10 protein-coding genes are annotated in these 16,385 nt (G+C 60.0%); 3 read left to right on the top strand and 7 right to left on the bottom strand.

The window, feature by feature from the left end; genetic code table 11:
- The first annotated feature begins 187 nt into the window (after nt 1-187).
- From KFK14_RS19030 to KFK14_RS19020, 3 genes are all read left to right on the top strand, one after another.
- The gene (locus KFK14_RS19030; protein WP_212608774.1) at nt 188-7,660 is read left to right on the top strand and encodes a CHC2 zinc finger domain-containing protein; all 7,473 of its coding nucleotides are present in this window, start codon (nt 188-190) and stop codon (nt 7,658-7,660) included.
- Nucleotides 7,661-7,673: 13 nt separating this feature from the next.
- On the top strand, nt 7,674-8,579 hold the full coding sequence (locus KFK14_RS19025) for a 3'-5' exonuclease (RefSeq protein ID WP_070157904.1): 906 nt from the start codon (nt 7,674-7,676) through the stop codon (nt 8,577-8,579).
- 218 nt (nt 8,580-8,797) lie between these two features.
- Nucleotides 8,798-9,310 (top strand): DUF6933 domain-containing protein, encoded by a 513-nt coding sequence (locus tag KFK14_RS19020; protein ID WP_212608773.1) that lies wholly within the window; start codon nt 8,798-8,800, stop codon nt 9,308-9,310.
- A gap of 50 nt (nt 9,311-9,360) precedes the next feature.
- Here KFK14_RS19020 and KFK14_RS19015 read toward each other — a convergent pair whose 3' ends face one another.
- The 7 genes from KFK14_RS19015 to KFK14_RS18990 form a co-directional block, all read right to left on the bottom strand.
- Nucleotides 9,361-10,095, bottom strand: a complete 735-nt coding sequence (locus KFK14_RS19015; RefSeq protein WP_212608772.1) for an RES family NAD+ phosphorylase — start codon at nt 10,093-10,095, stop codon at nt 9,361-9,363.
- On the bottom strand, nt 10,092-10,505 hold the full coding sequence (locus KFK14_RS19010) for an MbcA/ParS/Xre antitoxin family protein (protein WP_196276528.1): 414 nt from the start codon (nt 10,503-10,505) through the stop codon (nt 10,092-10,094). Before KFK14_RS19010 ends, KFK14_RS19015 begins: the two co-directional genes overlap by 4 nt.
- A 53-nt stretch (nt 10,506-10,558) precedes the next feature.
- Nucleotides 10,559-12,502, bottom strand: a complete 1,944-nt coding sequence (locus tag KFK14_RS19005; protein WP_343227767.1) for a strawberry notch C-terminal domain-containing protein — start codon at nt 12,500-12,502, stop codon at nt 10,559-10,561.
- A 237-nt stretch (nt 12,503-12,739) separates the two neighbouring features.
- The gene (locus tag KFK14_RS19000) at nt 12,740-13,744 is read right to left on the bottom strand and encodes a site-specific integrase (RefSeq protein ID WP_009823939.1); all 1,005 of its coding nucleotides are present in this window, start codon (nt 13,742-13,744) and stop codon (nt 12,740-12,742) included.
- Complete coding sequence (locus KFK14_RS24105) at nt 13,741-14,562, bottom strand: tyrosine-type recombinase/integrase (protein WP_246524704.1); 822 nt, start codon at nt 14,560-14,562, stop codon at nt 13,741-13,743. The genes KFK14_RS19000 and KFK14_RS24105 overlap by 4 nt, the downstream gene beginning before the upstream one ends.
- Nucleotides 14,559-15,092: a hypothetical protein gene (locus tag KFK14_RS24100; RefSeq protein ID WP_246524703.1), complete on the bottom strand. Its 534-nt coding sequence runs from the start codon at nt 15,090-15,092 to the stop codon at nt 14,559-14,561. Before KFK14_RS24100 ends, KFK14_RS24105 begins: the two co-directional genes overlap by 4 nt.
- Complete coding sequence (locus KFK14_RS18990) at nt 15,089-16,321, bottom strand: site-specific integrase (RefSeq protein WP_007015824.1); 1,233 nt, start codon at nt 16,319-16,321, stop codon at nt 15,089-15,091. The genes KFK14_RS24100 and KFK14_RS18990 overlap by 4 nt, the downstream gene beginning before the upstream one ends.
- Between the last annotated feature and the right edge of the window lie 64 nt (nt 16,322-16,385).

The raw sequence follows: 16,385 nt of genomic DNA, 5'->3' as shown, positions 1-16,385 counted from the left end.
ATCCGGTTGGGCTCCTTTTAGGCTAGGGTCTCGCATTCCTCGTGCTGAGTTTACAGTGATGCATGGCTTCCGGTTGCATCCGCTGAATTCGTCTAAAGCCTTCTCAGTGACTTACTAATCTGAGGATCGCATGATAGCAGCATAACTGGGGTTCAATTGAAAAAGCTGGAATTCATGGGGGGATCCTTTGGCTCGCGGACCTAAAATCGGATCTTCGGACATTGCTCGGATTATTGAGCAAGCCGATATTGCAAGTGTCGCCGTGCGGCTTGGACTGCAGGTGGACAGCAGGTCCCGGCAACCGCGCCGTGCCATTTGCCCGTTCCATGATGACAAGGATCCGTCGTTAAACCTCTATCGCGGTGGCGTAGGGCGAGCTGAGCGCGACCATTATCATTGTTTCGTCTGCGGCGCTCATGGCGACGTCGTCTCCCTCATTCAGAATTATGAGAAGGTCTCGTTTTGGGAGGCGGTTCAGCGCCTCGCTTCGATTGAGGGTGTCGAGATAAGTTCTGTGCGCCAACCGGTCGTCAATCGTACGACTGGAGCGGCCCTTCTCGCGCGAAGCCTCGATGATATGCCGGCGACGGACCCAAAGTTCATCGCCTTTTGCGAGGAGCGAGGGTTCGATGTGGACTTTCTTCGCAGAAGAGGCGCGGCAAAATCAAGTCTCGACGATCTGATAAAACGCGCGAGAGTCGACCGCACGATCGAGGAGCAGCTCGTCGAGGCAGGCGTGCTTCGACGCGACGATGCCGGTGACCAGGTCGCCGATCTCTACGGACCAAAGTTGCGCGGCTTCTTTAGCGGCAGTCGCATCGTGTTTCCGATCGACGGGCCGCAGGGCGAGATTGTCGGTTTCGCTGCGCGCGCGCTTGACGATCAAAAACCAAAATATCTCTATTCATACGACTTTCCTCGCAGGAAATCGCTTTATGGCGAAGGACGCCTGCTCAAGGCACTTCAGGACATGCGTCTTACTGGCCGGCGTGAAGTCATTAGTATATATCTTGTGGAGGGAATTTTTGATGTCCTCCGTCTCGAACAGATGGGTCTTCATGCGTTAGGCGTTCTCGGCGCGCAGATAACGCCGGGCCAGATCGAACGCATCATCCGAATTCAGGAATTAGTTGCCGAATTTGATGGCGAGCTCCGCTTTTACATCTTTTTCGATTGGGATGATGCCGGCAAGCGCGGTGCGTACGATGCCGTGCTGCATCTCCTCAAGTTATTGGAACATGGTCATCCATTCGATCTGACAGTCATCTCCACACCGGCGGGAACCGTGGCTAAGGTTGATCCCGACACTTACTTGCGCGGTAAATCCTCTGAAACGGCGCGGGATCTGCTAGCGGCAGCGGGCGCTGGGCCACTTGAATTTCTTGCAGCTTATCGATTGGGGACAGAGCCCTCCAAGCTAGATTGGTCGTCGGTCAACCGCCTCCGGCTCGCATCGATTGCCCGAAGCGTCGCATATTCGCTGCGCGACCTGGACTGGGCGCGGATCATCGCCACATTACCAATCGCAGATCAACATTCTGGCCTGGCTCAGTTCGCGGCGTTGGTAAGCAGCTATGGGGGCCGGCAGGCTGCGTCGTCGCAGGCGCCGCAGCTTCTTGAGCAGTTTCGCGATCCTGCAGACGATCGCTCAGACCTTCTCACCGCACTGACACTCGGACGCTCGTCGACTTCGCGCCGAGAGTATCCCCTTGATGACGAAGCTTGGGAACGACTTGCGATCGCTGCGTCCCCTCTTTTTCACATCCATCGGGCGAGGCTGGCAGCGGCGGACGGGCCTTCGAGCCCGCTCCTGACGCGGCATTTGCCCAAAGGAGACGGTAAATACAGGCTCAAGGCCGGACCCGTTGCGCACGACGCAATTCTTCAGCAATATGCGCTAATCGAATTGCTGCGGGACCGCGACGATTGTCCAAGGTTTGCGGACAGCATCCCGGCCATACGATATGCGCGCGATTGTGTACTCGATGGGGGCATCTACAAGACCGGCAATGGGCGCCGACAACCCGCGTTGAGCTTTGCCTACCAGATCGACATGGCGATCGTAAACGGACTTACGCCGCCAAGGCGTGAGGGTATCTTTCGACCCTATTTCGAATGTTGGCGCTCGTTCATCGATTTTCTCGATGGTCGTATCAGGCGTTTTCGTCATGACGAGATGCAAATCCTGCGCCTCGACATTACTGGCTTTTACGATCACATTCGATCCGACATATTCAGCGATGCTCTCGCACAACCGCTCGAACGCGCACTCCACTGCCTGAATTTTGCAGATGGCGATATTGGTTCGTTCGCGCCCTTGCTCGCTCCTTCCGAACGTGCGGATGCGGTGGGGCGATCCGAAGTTTTCACCCGGTTCTTGCTCCAGCACAGCTTCGGACTTCGCTATTTCAACCCAGTTTCCGGCGAGGAAGCTATACAGGAGGCAAAGCGGGGCATTCCGCAGGGGCCTGACCTTTCCGCCTACCTCGCAAATATCGCTCTTTTCGACCTCGACGACATGATGGGCGCCGAGATTGCCAGGCTTAATGAGGCTGACACCGAACAAGGCGAGACAGAGGACCAAGACCGATGCTCGGCCGCCTACGCCCGCTACGTCGATGACGTTGTCATAATCTGCCGGGATTTCGAGACTGCCGCTCAACTTCGTCGCAAAGTTGAATCTCTGATTGCGCTCAAGGGTTTGTCGCTCAATCGCAAGAATGTGACGCCCCCACCGATGACGCGGGCGCAGGCGCGCGGCTGGATCACCGACAATCGTGCAGGTTTCGGTTTTTCCGGACCGCTTGCCGATTTGCCGACGACCGAGGCTATGGACCCGCTTGCCGACGCAGGCGAAATCGATCGGCGCACGGCGCTCGGTCTTCTGTTTGATCCGGATCTCGACAATCCGGGAAATGCCGAGATTGGGGTCGCCAAGATCAGCATCGCACTTACTGCGGCAGACATCCGGTTTAACGACCGCGCCAATGCATATCGACGCCTATGGTGCTTCGCGTCTGACAGACTGACTGACACCTCGGGCGAAAGTCTGGCTGCGTCCTTTGCAGAGCTACTCGCCAGGGCCGAACCCCGCGCATTGCTACTTGCAACCGAAACTGACCGGCTCGACATCGCTTTGGCGGCAATGGAGGGCCTAGACAGGGCGTTGCGTTTCGCGGTTCCTCCGGGCACATTCGGTGAAGAACTGTGTGAACGCATTGCGCGCAACCTGCAGACCTTATCTGCCTCGGTACTTGACGATCCGTTTACACCGCTCGAAGCACTGCTGCTTGGCAGCAACGATGGCCGGCTGCTTTCACGTTTCGACACGCGCTGCCAGATCGGAATTATCGCCTGTCTCGCCGCCGAGCAGCTGGGACCGCGCGAACGCACGTTCCAGTTCACGCACCTGCACAAGTTTCTTCTGCCGAATATAGGTGGCGGTCAGGCCCTACCGGAGGGCTTGCTACATTCACTTCTTAAGCACGACGCCGCGTTCGAACGCCAGTTGCCGACCCTCGTCGTCGCCAGCGGGCAATCATCGGATGCAGCCTTCTCCCGTCTTAATCAGACACTGGTCGAACTCCAGCGCGCAGCAGCCCATGGTGAGGATGAAGGTCCAGGCACATTTACGCGATCCGAGCTGCGTGACCCCAACGAAGTCGTCAACGCTACACAATCGATCCTAAGCATCTGGGCTCCGGGGAATGATATCGATGGAGGTACAGAGCCTCCGACCGAAATCGAACTTGATGCAGCAGCGACGTTGGTCAACGTCACGTACGCCGTGTTTGGCGTTATCGCATCGCGTCGACCACGGTTGACACGGTTGATTGCTGGCGCGCCGGGCGCGATGCCATTGCCCTCGCCACCGGGCCTTAAGTCCTCCGGAATTCTGTTGTGGTGTCCTAATGGTCGCTTACTGCTCGCGTCGCCCGACGCAGCAGAAGCCCCGCCGGTTGGCGTGACTTGGACGGATTTGAATGAGCAGACTGTGCCTGGCGTCGCCTTGCGAGAAGCGACACTCCCCGCAGGCTGCAGACTGTTAGTCGAGAATGACCGGAGATGGTCGCCGGCAGAAATCGCAAATCTCTACCGCGCGGGGTTCACCCTGTTCGCGCAACAACTCAATCTCGATGCCGAACGTGTGCCAGTCCCGACAGCGTTCTCATTCTTCGCTAACATCGCTGATGACGTTATCGACTTTTCGAGCGTGCAGCTAATTTCATGGCCGGCGCCTCGGTCAAGCGTCGACGGCCACGCGTTCGTCCGTGTCGGGCCCTCGCTGGAGGCGCGCGGCGTTTACTCGGATGGAGCGGACTTGTGGCGCTATGGCTGGGCCGTGCGGGACGCCTGTAACCGCGCCGAGCCATCCCATGACGATGACGCCGGGATGGATGCCCAGGCCGCAACTGCGCTGGATGAGGATTTCCATCGGCGAGAAGCTATCGTCGCGCGCGTGCTTCCCCGGCTTTCTGGGGCCGATCGGTGGGGGCCGGGCGAGGGTGCGCCAGATAATCCGATCCCTACGCGCATCCGCCGCGCCCTGGCGTTGCTCGAGAGTTTCGATCGTGCCGGCACCGCTGCCGAAGCGGCGTCCTGCTTGGTCGCAGCCGTCTCTGAAGGAATGTTCATGAGCGAGCGCATAAATGCGCTCGACGACCTTACTTCGAACGGTAATGCAGCCGAGCTTCTTGCTCGAGCGACCAGAAGGGTGAGCCGCGCGCTTCCTGAAGCTGCTAAGCACTGGGACATTACTACCCCGCACTCGCTGCCGCACCGACGAAGCGCCGCGGCTTGGCAGACACTGTCAGTGGCAATCGGGAATGCGGGCACAAACATCCCTGGCGACGCCGCGGACTCGCTAAATGCGCTGGAAGCAGGTGCCGAAACACTCGCTGCAATCGCGGATCTGCGGGCGCTAGCATTTGAAATCGCGGCCGGCTTGCCCGAGGACTCGCTTAACCTTCTCGCCGATGCCGAGTTTGATCTTGCTTGGGTATCGGACATCGTGGGCCTTGATCTAATCATGATCAATGAGGGGTCGGCAACCACCGACCCCAGTCTCGCCATTCAGGTTACCAGGGTCGTGCGCGCGTTCTGCCAAGTGGTTCTAGGCCAACGCGGGGGGCTCAATTTCGTACGCGACCAGATCACGCCGTCCGGCTGGGTCGTGCTGGTCGCTATACTCATCCAAGTCGTGCCCGTACGCCAGCTAGGCAATTTTACCCGCCCGACCCTATGGCAGATACATTCTGGACCTGCCGGTGCTGAAGCTGCGCTCCAAGGCCTCCTGCGGTATTTTGCTAGCAGCTCGGAAGCGACCGCGAACGCCCCCAATTGGCCGTGGGACGTGTTCGAGCAACTTCTTCTGCAACGTCCCTCCGATCTGCCATCGCTTCTGCGGCAAGTCACCGACTCGACGGCAATCAGCGTTAGCGATGAAATATCTTGGTCGAATCCCCGAACTGGCGACAGCCAAGCCGACCGTCCGATCATGCGCCTGGCCGACGGCAGTTCCGTCAGCCTTGCCGAGTGGCAGATTGATGTGTCTTATGTGCGAGGCGAACGTGGCGCTTCGATGGAGGCCTATCCGGTCGGCAGCCGGATGCGCTTCCCGTATTCGATCTCGCGCCGCGGCGATCAAATCCTTGGCCTGCATCTCGTTTCGCGCAAGCTTGGCGAGGCCGCATTCGGAGGATCACTCCAGACTGAGTCATCTCCTGCGGAGCGCCGGTCGGTGCCGGAAGTCATGCCTGTTCCGGTAATCGTTGAAGGCACTTTAGAGGATCCCTCTACCGGCCAGGACCCCGCGACCTCGCTAGAAAATACCATAGTTCCATCCGCGCAGTCCGATCTGATTACGCTGGATGAGGCATTGGCGCTTATCGACAGAAAGCGCGTCCGATCCTGGAGCGATCGTTCCGTTGCCAAGAATTTCGGCACGCATCGAGTTGCGCTGGTCCAATGGGATGTTGCCGACAGCTATTACAGCCCGGGACACAAGGGTGGGGTTTACGAAGGTTTGGTCTCTCCCTCCGGTGACAAGCCAGCTGACCCGGCAACCGTTAAGAATGGCGGCGTATTTCTTTCGACGTCTGAACACCGTCGCCGCGCGCTGATCCGGGAAGTTCTGAAGGCCTGCGCGGAGTTCAAGGTCGATGGCCTCGTATTCCCGGAATACAGTCTCCGACCGGAAACGATCAACTGGCTTGCGCGTCAGCTTAAGACGCAACCACGGCAAATTACCGTTTGGTGCGGCACCTTCAGAGTTCCCAATGCGACACAACTCGACCTGGATTTCAGTGATAACGCGACGGCCCCCTATAGGTCGTCCATCGACGGACCGTTACCACCGGGGATCAACCGTTGGGAGGCGCATACAGCCGTTTTGACCTGTCTGCAGGCGAAGGTCGATGACCGCGCGATCGTGAAAGTGGAGCATTATGCGCGGCAGAAGCGCTACCCATCCGCTGCGGCCGGCGAATTGATCAGGCCGCCATTCGACCAGCCATGGCACCCGTTGCTGGTCAACGAAAGGGATCCGTTCAAGCTGGGGACGTTCTCATTGGAACTCGTCTGCTCGGAGATGTTTCCGCATGCCAGCAGCGCGAACTTCGTCGGCATCATTGAGGAAAACAACGAACTCGCTGACCGATACGGCCTAGGCAAGGGCGGCGAGACAATGTTCAACCATGTCAGCAATGACATTTACGAGTTCGCTCGATGGACGGCGTTTCGCAACGCAGCCAAGGTCGCCGGTGACACTAGCCGCGCGCTTCTTAGAGGCGAAGCGCTCCAGCGGACGCTGATTGTCCTTCCCGCCATGACGACCCGATCGGCCGATTATCATATCTTCGGGCAAAACCAGTATCTGGCTGCTGGACTGGTCACTGCATTTTGCAATGCCGTCGTACCGCATGCGAGTTGCGGTCAGAGCGGCTTCATTGGCCTCGACGGGTGGAAGCGGACCGAAGGGATCAAGACGCCCTACGGATCCAAGGCTCCGGGCATCTTCCAGCTTGGCGATTCACACAGCGGCCCCTTAGGCGACACCGAAGCGGCTATGGTCATTGCCGACCTAGACTTGCTAAGAACCACGGATCAGCGCCCCCGACCGCATTATCAGCATCGGTCTTTGCGGCTTGTCGCGCATCTTCCAATCTTTTTCGCGACGGAAAAGGGGGGGCATGCCGGCGTCGGCGCATATCCAAACAAGCAGCGTCAGCCCCGGTCACGGACGATCGATGGGAAAGCATTCACCTTTGCGGAGGCACGCAGCAAGCTCGCCAAGGCGCTAGAACTCGAATCCGTCTGGCGGGCGAAACTGAATGTCGCTTCCCGCGATGAGGAACCGTCACCGGAATATCAGGCCGCCATCGCCGAAACGCTAGCGGCGCTTCGCGTGCTTGAGGAGTTTGCGGACGATCCTGCCTGGCTCCGTAAACGGACCGATTCCTTCAGATCCGAACGCTATGAAATGCCGCCAATGACACCATTGCCGGCTCTCGTCGATTGGCTGTACGTCGATGATCGATGGCTGCCGGGAACGAACAGTGCGGTGGCTCCGGTCGAAGGGGAAGACCCGCTGAAAAGCGACAAGCCATTGCTTGGCGTCCCTCGCTCGATGCAGGACGAACCACCGCGGGGCATCGGCTGACGTGGAGCGACAGATGACTAACACCGACTCTGAACGCTGCCTTGAAGACCTGGCACGCCGACTTGAGGCGTCGGGAGATTTTCGGGTCCTCCGACGACTGAAGCTCAGTGAACGCATCGAGCCGAGCGACGGTGTCCAGACTCGAACGGGCATGTTTCTAGATGTTGAGAGTACCGGCCTAGATGTTCGCGTCAGCGAGATAATCGAAATCTCCGTCACGCCGTTCGAATACGGCCTTGACGAGCGAATCGTTTCGGTTGGACAGCCGTTGCACCAGTTCAATGAGCCAGCGGACCCGATTCCCGCCGAGATAACCGCAATCACTGGCCTGACAGACGAGCTTGTAGCTGGTCACCGGCTGGATATCCCCGCAATCGAAGCATTTGTGGAGCAAGCGAACATCATAATCGCCCACAATGCCGCGTTCGACCGACCGCTCGTCGAACGGATCTCCCCCATATTTTCCGCCAAACCGTGGGCCTGCACGATGTGCGATGTTCCCTGGAAGGAAGAGGGCGTCGAAGGGCGACGATTGTCGGAGCTCTTGTCGGGCTTTAAGTATTTTTTCGACGCGCACCGCGCGGTCGATGATTGCGAGGCCGGTATTGCGCTTTTGACGATGACGCTTCCAAAGAGTGGCGAGCGGGTGCTCAGCAGCGTCTTGAGGACTGCGCGCCAGCCAACTTGGCGAATATTCGCGGATGCCGCGCCATTCGAGATGAAGGACGTTTTGAAGCATCGCGGTTACAAATGGAATGCAGACCGAGCGCTTGGCCCGAGGGCGTGGTGGAAGGAGGTTCCCTCCGATCTGGTCGACGCCGAGGTAGATTTCCTACAATCGGAGATCTTCCGGTCGCCGGTGCGTCTTCCGATGTTTGAGATAACTGCCTTTCAGCGCTATTCTATGCGTGCGATTTAGAGCCCCACGTTGGCATTCAGCGAACGCTATCGAAGAACACTTTTTTCCGAAGCAAGGGCTTTATATCTGGGGTGGCCGTTGGTGGCGAAAGCTGTTGTTTGATGCTTGGATTCCAAACCGCTGCAAAGTCCCAGCGGGGGTCGCTCAATCCCGACCGTTGATCAATGCATGTCGCGTTAATGGACGTGCTGAACACATAACATTATCCATTTGACGCGATGCTCCACCTCCACTGCACCAAGAAGCTGCTTGATCGGATCAAACCCGAGATCGCTGAGCCCAGACAGAGCGACACCGCACTGGGCAATTGGTATGCCACCGTCCTGTTCTGGAAGCCGCAGGTGGCGTTGCTGGTTTCTGAGCGCACGCTGCTTCCCGTGCTTATGCCGCTGGCCCCGGCGGCCACGCTTGCTCGAAGATTCCCCGCACAATTGGCTCTGGTTCTGAAGGAGCACCGCGCCCCAAGCGAATTCATTGCCCAGGAGGTCTGGCGGATGGACAAGGTCCAGTACGCAAAGACTGCAAACCGGAGCGTTCTGGGCATCCTCAATGAGTTCGTCAAACAGGCCGAATTCTGGCTGGCCGCTTATGCCTATGAAAAGGGTGATGACGACGACCTTTTGGCGATTTCCGCCAAGCTAGCGGAGACACCGTGTAGCCCGCTGTACAAGGGCCCAGTTTCGCCGGACAAAGCCCTGCATGAGATCGTGAAGGCTCGTGCGCAGACTTGAGTCCGCTGGCCGGAGCTTTTCTCGGACATCCTATAGCCCAACTCATGCGATCAGTCAGGATCGGGGGGCAAATCGACGATGCGGAAAACAGCCCCTGATCCGGCATCACGGACAAGGTCAACGCGCTGGCCATCCCAATGATAGTCGAGGTGCCGTCCCTGTGAGGGGTTTGACGCGCAGTCAGGGTAGAAGAGCGCGACGCATTCCCCACCGGGGTGCCGGATGCTCGGGTAGGCAATGCCGTCCGATCCCGCGCCCCTGAGGTGCCGCGCGAGCGCTTGGGATGTGGCGTAGCTGTAAGAATCCAGCGCCGGAAACGGCGCCCCCGCCAGAGCTCGGAGATCATGCAATTCTGCATCGACCGCCATGATGATTTCTCGGAACTGCGAGGTCCAGCCAGGCGCTTGCCTAGTTCGTGCCATGAACCGCGCATGGTGGTGGATCGTCTCGAACAACGCGGTCTCAAACCGGTCGCCGACATAGAGCACGCCATAACTTCCGTCGGTAAATCGGCTTGGCCGGTCAATGCTGACATGGGTGAACGGCGCCATGAGGTAGGAGGCTCCGTTTCCGCCGACGCGTCGGTTGATCGGTACCAGGTCGAGATTGCCAATCGTCGCCACAATGCGTGGATTGGTCTTCTGCTCGGCCGAGATCAGCAGCGGCCAGTCCGCGGGATCGGCGACGTCCTCGAACAGGTCGATCGGCGGAAAGGCGCTGCGGATGATCCTGACAGCGCCCTTCCACTCAACTCTAGAAACGGGGATTTCTGCTGTTTCGCTCACCAGCCACCGCGCTCGGCGTCGAGGTAGCGACGCACCCGCATGATGTCGGTAAGCTCGCCTCCCAGCATCACGTCAAGCGCACTGGCTCCGCCAAACGCTTCATTCGCTGCCTTGATCCAAGTGTACCCGCGGGTCGCCTCCGAGAAGATGATGCGAAGCGCCTTGTGGATCCCCATGAGGTTGGAAAGACGCGCGCGCCCATCACGCGAGATGCGCCCCGGGCCTTCTGCCTTCCATCGGCGATAGGAGCGCACTGGCATGTCGAGCAGCGTTGCAGCCTGCTCGTCGGTCAACTCCCATTTGCCGAACAGATTGAGGACTGCCCGGAACATGGCAGCTGCCTCGTCCTGCGTAATCGGATCGGGACGGAAGGCGGTAACGGCAGTATCAACGGGTTGCAGAGCCAACATGGCAGTTCTCCATATGGCAGCACATATTCAATATAATGCCATTTGGCAAGTAACTATACCGATGATGCCAGTCTGGCAATCACGCTCGCCGCGCCCTCGATCGGCACGAAGAGCCGGGTCTGATAGCGGATGATCTCGGTAAAGCAGCCTTGGGCCTTGTACCAGTCGAGCCGAGCAGCACTCCATCCCGTAAGCTCGATTCGCTGTGAGCCGTTGACCAGGCTGCGCTTGACCATGAACTGCTCGCGTCCCGCAAATTCCACAGCCCGGCCAGTAGCAAGAACGGTCTGCACGATTTCATCGGAGGACAGCGTCAGCTCGCGTTCCAGACCCAGCGCTCGGCACAGTTCGGGCACGCAGTGGACGGGAACCTCCCGGCCGAGGAGCGAACGGCCATCCGCTGCCGAGATGCGGCTCACCCTCACGAAATCCGAAGGGAGCTTGTCCCAGACCGGAAGCAGGAGGCCCGTCGCAAGATACAAGCGCTCGCGCTTGTGGCTGGTCCGCGCTTCCTCAACCTCGGCTGCCCAGGCCTCGTGGAAAGCGTCGACGGGAATTGCCTCCCAGCTGCTCTCAGCGAGCTGATCCTCGGTGATGTGAGTGCGCTTCAACGGGCGCAGCAGTTCGAAGCGGGAAACGCGGGTGCCGTCATCAGCAAGGATGCTGCGGGCAGGCACGAGCAAGGCAACCCGGCCTGAGCGGGCATTTCGAACCGGCCGTTGCTGCTGCCCGGTGAGGCCGTGAAGCTCCTCGAGCCGCTTCAGCGTCAGCGGCTTCAGGGCTCTGGCGATTTCCAGTTCCAGCAGATGGGTCGTCGCGCCCGATGCCGGATCGGTGCGCAGCAGCGTGTCGGACAGGACCGTGAAGTCCTCGACTGCAATCGTCTCGAGGCCGAGATCGAGCGTGCCGGCCTGCCGGGCGGCATCGATGCGCGCTTCGACCAGCCCCATGAACTCGTCGAAGATCGCGTTCTGCAGGGCGATGGGAAGCGCAAGAATGCGGTTGAGCCACCGCTGGATCGACGGCAGGTCATCGACCATCGAACCATCAGACGCTTCGATCCGGAGACCTGTCAGCTCCTGAAAGCGCCCGAGACTGACGGCTTCGAGCTTGCCGGTGAACAACAGGCCGAACCAGCGATGGAGCGCCTCCTTGGCGTAGATACTTTCGAGATTGTCGGCAGGATCGAAGAGGTTCTGGCCACCGGTCTGGCGCTGTCCGCGCGTCAGAGCGCCGAGGCTGTCCAAGCGTCGCGCAATCGTCGAGATGAAGCGGCGCTCGCCGCGCACATCGGTGGTCACGGGCCTGAACAGCGGGGCCGATGCCTGATTGGTGCGATTGGTCCGGCCAAGCCCCTGGATTGCGGCGTCAGCCCGCCAGCCCGGCTCGAGCAGGAAGTGGACGCGGCGGGCCTGGTTCTTCGCGGCGAGATCGGCATGGTAGCTGCGCCCGGTTCCCCCGGCATCGGAGAACACCAGGATATGCTTGGCACCGTCCATGAATGCCTGGGTTTCAGCGACATTGGCGCGCGGCGAGCGGGATTGGAGTTTCTGGCGACCATCGCGGCCGACGATGAGCCGGCGCGTCCGGCCGGTCACTTCCGCAACCTGTTCGACGCCGAAGCGTTCGATGATGGCATCAAGCGCAGTGGCGATCTGCGGCAAGGCGCAGAGCTGCTCGATCATCCGGTCGCGCGCGGCGAGTGCTGATCGGCACAGCACGGGCGCGCCGAACTCGTCGCTCATCGGCTCGGAGCGAGGATTGCCATTTTCGTCGGTAAACACGGCCATCAGGCGAACGGGAAAGCTCTTGGTGAGATAGTCGATCACGTATTCCCGCGGGGAGAGGTCGATCTCGAGAGCTTCGCGTTCCTCGTCAGACAGGTCGGCAAGTCGCCGGTCGAGCATGGCTTCTGCCGTCGACACCAGCTGGACGACAACAGCCTGACCATCGGCAATCGCCGTATCGATCGCGGGCAGCAGGCTAGGGAGCTTCATCGACAGAAGCAGCTGCGCGAAGAAGCGTTGCTTGGTGCCCTCGAAAATCGATAGCGCTGCCGACTTGGCGCCGGAGTTGAGCGTCCCTCCGGTTTCGCAGTCGACGATCCGCGTCGCCTCCAGCGCGTCGCGCAGGTTGGCATGAATGATCGCTTATCGCGAGGAAGCGGTAATGCGGAGGAACGCGGCGTAGTCCTGCAAAGCTGCGGAACATTTCGCCACGTCCTTCACATTATTCTATAGGGTGTCGAGCCATCCCATCAGATTGGCATCTCGCTTCCACGAAGGTGGCACGTTGCTCGCCGCCGGGGCGCCAACCTGTTCCAGCGCCTTTCGTTTGGTCTCCAGATTGGCCTGAGCATAGTGATTGGTCGTATCGAGACTGACGTGCCCGAGCCAACTGCGGATGACGGTGATATCGACTCCGGCGGCAACGAGGTGGACGGCGGTCGCGTGCCGGAAGCTGTGAGGCGTAACGTGTTTTGACTGGAGGGTCAGCGTCGATTTCGCGGCTTGTTCCACGTAGGCGTTGAGCTTGAACCGCACCCCTGACGCCCCTAGCGGTTCACCGTATCGATTGACGAAGATCCGCTCATCGGGCGCACGCGGCTGTCGCTCCAGTAGCTTCCTGAGCAATGCCACGGTTTCTGGCCAGAGCGGGCAGATGCGTTCCTTGCGCCCCTTGCCGTAAAGACGCACGAAGTTCGGTGCATCGAACCGGATTGCTTCGGGACAGAGGTCAAGCGCCTCTTGGATTCGCGCGCCACTGTTATAGAGGAACGAGAGCAGTACATGGTCGCGCAGCCCTTCGAGTGTCGATCGGTTGGGCTGGGCGAGGATGGCCTCGACCTCCTCGGGCTCGAGGTAGCACGGCGCGGAGGTGGGCTCCCGCTTCAACGGAACAGCCAGGACCTCTGAGCACTGCGCGATGTATTCCGGATTCTTGTCCGCCACGAAGCTGAAGAAGCTGCGGATGGCGGCCAGTCGGCAGTTCCGCGTGCCGATCGTGGTCTTGCGGCCATGCTCGGTATGATGAAGGAACGCGCGCACCTCGCCGGCCGAGACGTCGGTGAGCGTCAGCCGCGCGACCCCGCAGCCTTTTCGCTCCGCGACGAACCGAAGCAGCAGCCGCCAGGTGTCGCGATAAGAGCGGATCGTGTGGATTGACGCGCTGCGCTGCTCGGCCAGCCACTCCTGGAAGAACGCCCGCAACAACGCGGGCAATGGATTGCCTTTCCTCATGGCCGCGCCTCCGTGACAAGGCACGGGGCGCCGAGCGCGCGGAACCGTTCACTGGCTTCCTGCAACAGATCCTGCGTGACGGTGATGTAGACCAGCGTGGAGTGGAGATCCCGGTGCCCCATGTAGGTCGAGAGGAAGTGCAGTTTTTCCTGAGGGTTAATGCCGGACCGGTACCACTGGAGGATGCGGTTCACCACCATCGAGTGACGAAGGTCATGGACCCGCGGCCCGGTCCGGCCCGAAGCGGGCTTGAGCCCAGCACGGCGCATGACGTTGGTAATCATTGTCGTAACCGCCTCGGGCCTGTAGCGGTCATTTAAGTGGGCATGCCAGAACAGCCCTGATTTCGGGTTCTGTGGGCCGCCAGCGCGCCGCCTCGCATCGATGTACGCGCGCAGTTCGACCGCGACACTGTCGGATAGAGGCAAGATCCTGGTCTTGTAGAACTTCGTTTCCCGGATCGTGATCGTGCTTGATTGCAGGTCCACGTCACCAAGATCGAGCCATGCCAGCTCGCTTCGCCGTAGCCCGGCACAATAGGCCAGCATGATCATGGTGTAGAGGGTCAACGGCCGCAGCGGAGCGTCCGGCGACGGATAAGTCCGTGCGGTATCGAGCATACGCCGAACGTCAGCCGGGCTGAAGATATGCGGTTGCCGATGCTCCCGCGCTACTTCCCGCTCTGGCCGGGGATTGAAGCGCTTTGGCGGGATAGTCGGATCGAGGCGGAACCGCGCCTTGGTCAGGATGCGCGCCAGCTTCTGGCATTCAGCCGCGTGGTTGCGGGTCGGCTTGGCAGCCGCCCAGCTCGCAATCATTGCCTCAAGTGGTTGCTCCGCGAGGTCGGGACGGGCCTGAAGGAACCGATCGAACCGCAGCAGCCAGTGAGCCTGCGCTTCATATTGATATCCCGGCTGCGCATCAGCATGACATGGTCTTGCATGAAGTCACCCAGCACGCTGCCGAAGGGCGCAGGCCGTCGTAACGCGGCCAAGGATTCGTCGGGATTCGGGGAAGCCAAGGCCCGCCAGATCGGCTTGCTTTGCTTGACGTTGTACCGACGGCGAAGTGCAGCAACAGGGTTGTCGGCGATCAGCCCGATTTCGACGAGGTGGTCGAGGAGCGGTCGACAATGCAGACCTGATTGAGCAGCGTCGACAATCGCCAACGTTTTTGCATCTCCTTCAGCCAGGCGTCGAGCATCTGCCGGTCCACCGCCGGATGCCGGCGGGCAACATCTTGAAGGTGCAAGGAACCAGCGATATGTCGGTACGCTTCCCGGCCGGAACTGCGATTTTACCAGGAAGGCGTCGACGACGGTGCGATCGGGATCGTGCCAGGCGCTCATGACAGCACCTCCATTCCAGGCACCTCGAGTGCCACGGCTCGGAGATCATCTGTTGCCAGTTTGAGATAAGTATTGGTGGATTCGGTGGATCGATGCCCGAGCACGTCGCCGATGATCTTTTGCGGGACCGATGCCCGCAGCATTTCGACCGCACGTGCGTGGCGGAAGACATGCGGCCCCCGCTTTCCTGCTGGCACTACGCCTGCGGCGGCCAACCGACCGCGGATCATGCCGTACAGGTTCGTCATTGCGATATAGGGTGCGCAGGATCGGACGAAGATTTCCCGCACTTCAACCTGGGGCCGCCCAAGGCGCAGATAATCCAGCAGCGCTTCACCAACAGTCACCATTAGCGGCATGTACGAGTACGCGTTGGTCTTGGTGTGGCAGATCCGGAGGGATTCTGCGCGCCAGTCCACGTCATCGAGCCGAAGGCGGCATATCTCACCTTCGCGCAGCCCATACGTGGCAAGCAGCTGAAGTATCGCATAATCGCGTAGTCCGCGTGGCGATCTGTCCTCCTGCGTTGTCGCCAGAACCGCGGCGATTTGGCTCCTTTCCAGCGTCGACGGCACATCTTCGTAGGCATAGAGCATGGGGCCGATGATGTGTGGCGTCAGATCGGTCGGGATGCGACCCGTCCGATGCAGATGGCGAACCACCGAACGGAGACGCTCAGCGACATCGGCCAATGATTTGCGCCGTAAACCAGGCGCGCGCATGTCCATGTAGAGATCGATGTCCACGATGCTCAACGTTTCGAGGCTGGCGGCACCGGCCCGGTCGAACTGCCATCGCAGGAAGTTTCGCGCCTCCCACATCAGCGCCGCAATGGACGCGCTTGCCAAACCGCGCTCCTCGCGCAGCCATGCCTCGTATTCGCGGCAAATTTCATGTCGATGCTCGTCATCGGGACCGATCATTTCTGCGTCCGGGGGCCAATTGCCTTGAGCAAGCCGGAGGAGCTTGGCGATCGCGGTGCGGGGCAACATGTGCCAACGCGCACTGGGAGGCCGACCGTACTGGATCTCAAAATCCTGAACCGCATAGCCAAAATACTGATCGACCTGCTGCGGCGTCACAGTCTCGACCTGTATATCGCACTCGGCCAGATAATCGAGAAACGCGCGGGCGTAGAGACGGTGGTTCGCCACGACCACGGGATTGTAATTCTGTGTGGTGAGCGAATTCGAGAGTTCGGTGATCAACTCGTCATGCAACTTCAACATGATTGCCTCCTCAGCTGGTCCAGGGACCGCCGAGGTTCGCAACCAATATAATGCGCAGCAACTG

Origin of the sequence: Sphingobium phenoxybenzoativorans (genome assembly GCF_018286635.1) — a bacterium.
Classification (GTDB): domain Bacteria; phylum Pseudomonadota; class Alphaproteobacteria; order Sphingomonadales; family Sphingomonadaceae; genus Sphingobium; species Sphingobium phenoxybenzoativorans.
The sequence above is the reverse complement of the archived record's forward strand: the minus strand, read 5'-3'. Positions and strand labels throughout refer to the sequence as shown.

Excerpts from the sequence above, each read along its gene's own strand:
- KFK14_RS19025 (WP_070157904.1), top strand. The coding sequence starts at position 7,674 with ATGACTAACACCGACTCTGAACGCTGCCTTGAAGACCTGGCACGCCGA.
- KFK14_RS19020 (WP_212608773.1), top strand. The coding sequence starts at position 8,798 with ATGCTCCACCTCCACTGCACCAAGAAGCTGCTTGATCGGATCAAACCC.
- KFK14_RS19010 (WP_196276528.1), bottom strand. The coding sequence starts at position 10,505 with ATGTTGGCTCTGCAACCCGTTGATACTGCCGTTACCGCCTTCCGTCCC.
- KFK14_RS19005 (WP_343227767.1), bottom strand. The coding sequence starts at position 12,502 with ATGAAGCTCCCTAGCCTGCTGCCCGCGATCGATACGGCGATTGCCGAT.
- KFK14_RS19000 (WP_009823939.1), bottom strand. The coding sequence starts at position 13,744 with ATGAGGAAAGGCAATCCATTGCCCGCGTTGTTGCGGGCGTTCTTCCAG.
- KFK14_RS24105 (WP_246524704.1), bottom strand. The coding sequence starts at position 14,562 with ATGATTGCGAGCTGGGCGGCTGCCAAGCCGACCCGCAACCACGCGGCT.
- KFK14_RS24100 (WP_246524703.1), bottom strand. The coding sequence starts at position 15,092 with ATGAGCGCCTGGCACGATCCCGATCGCACCGTCGTCGACGCCTTCCTG.
- KFK14_RS18990 (WP_007015824.1), bottom strand. The coding sequence starts at position 16,321 with ATGTTGAAGTTGCATGACGAGTTGATCACCGAACTCTCGAATTCGCTC.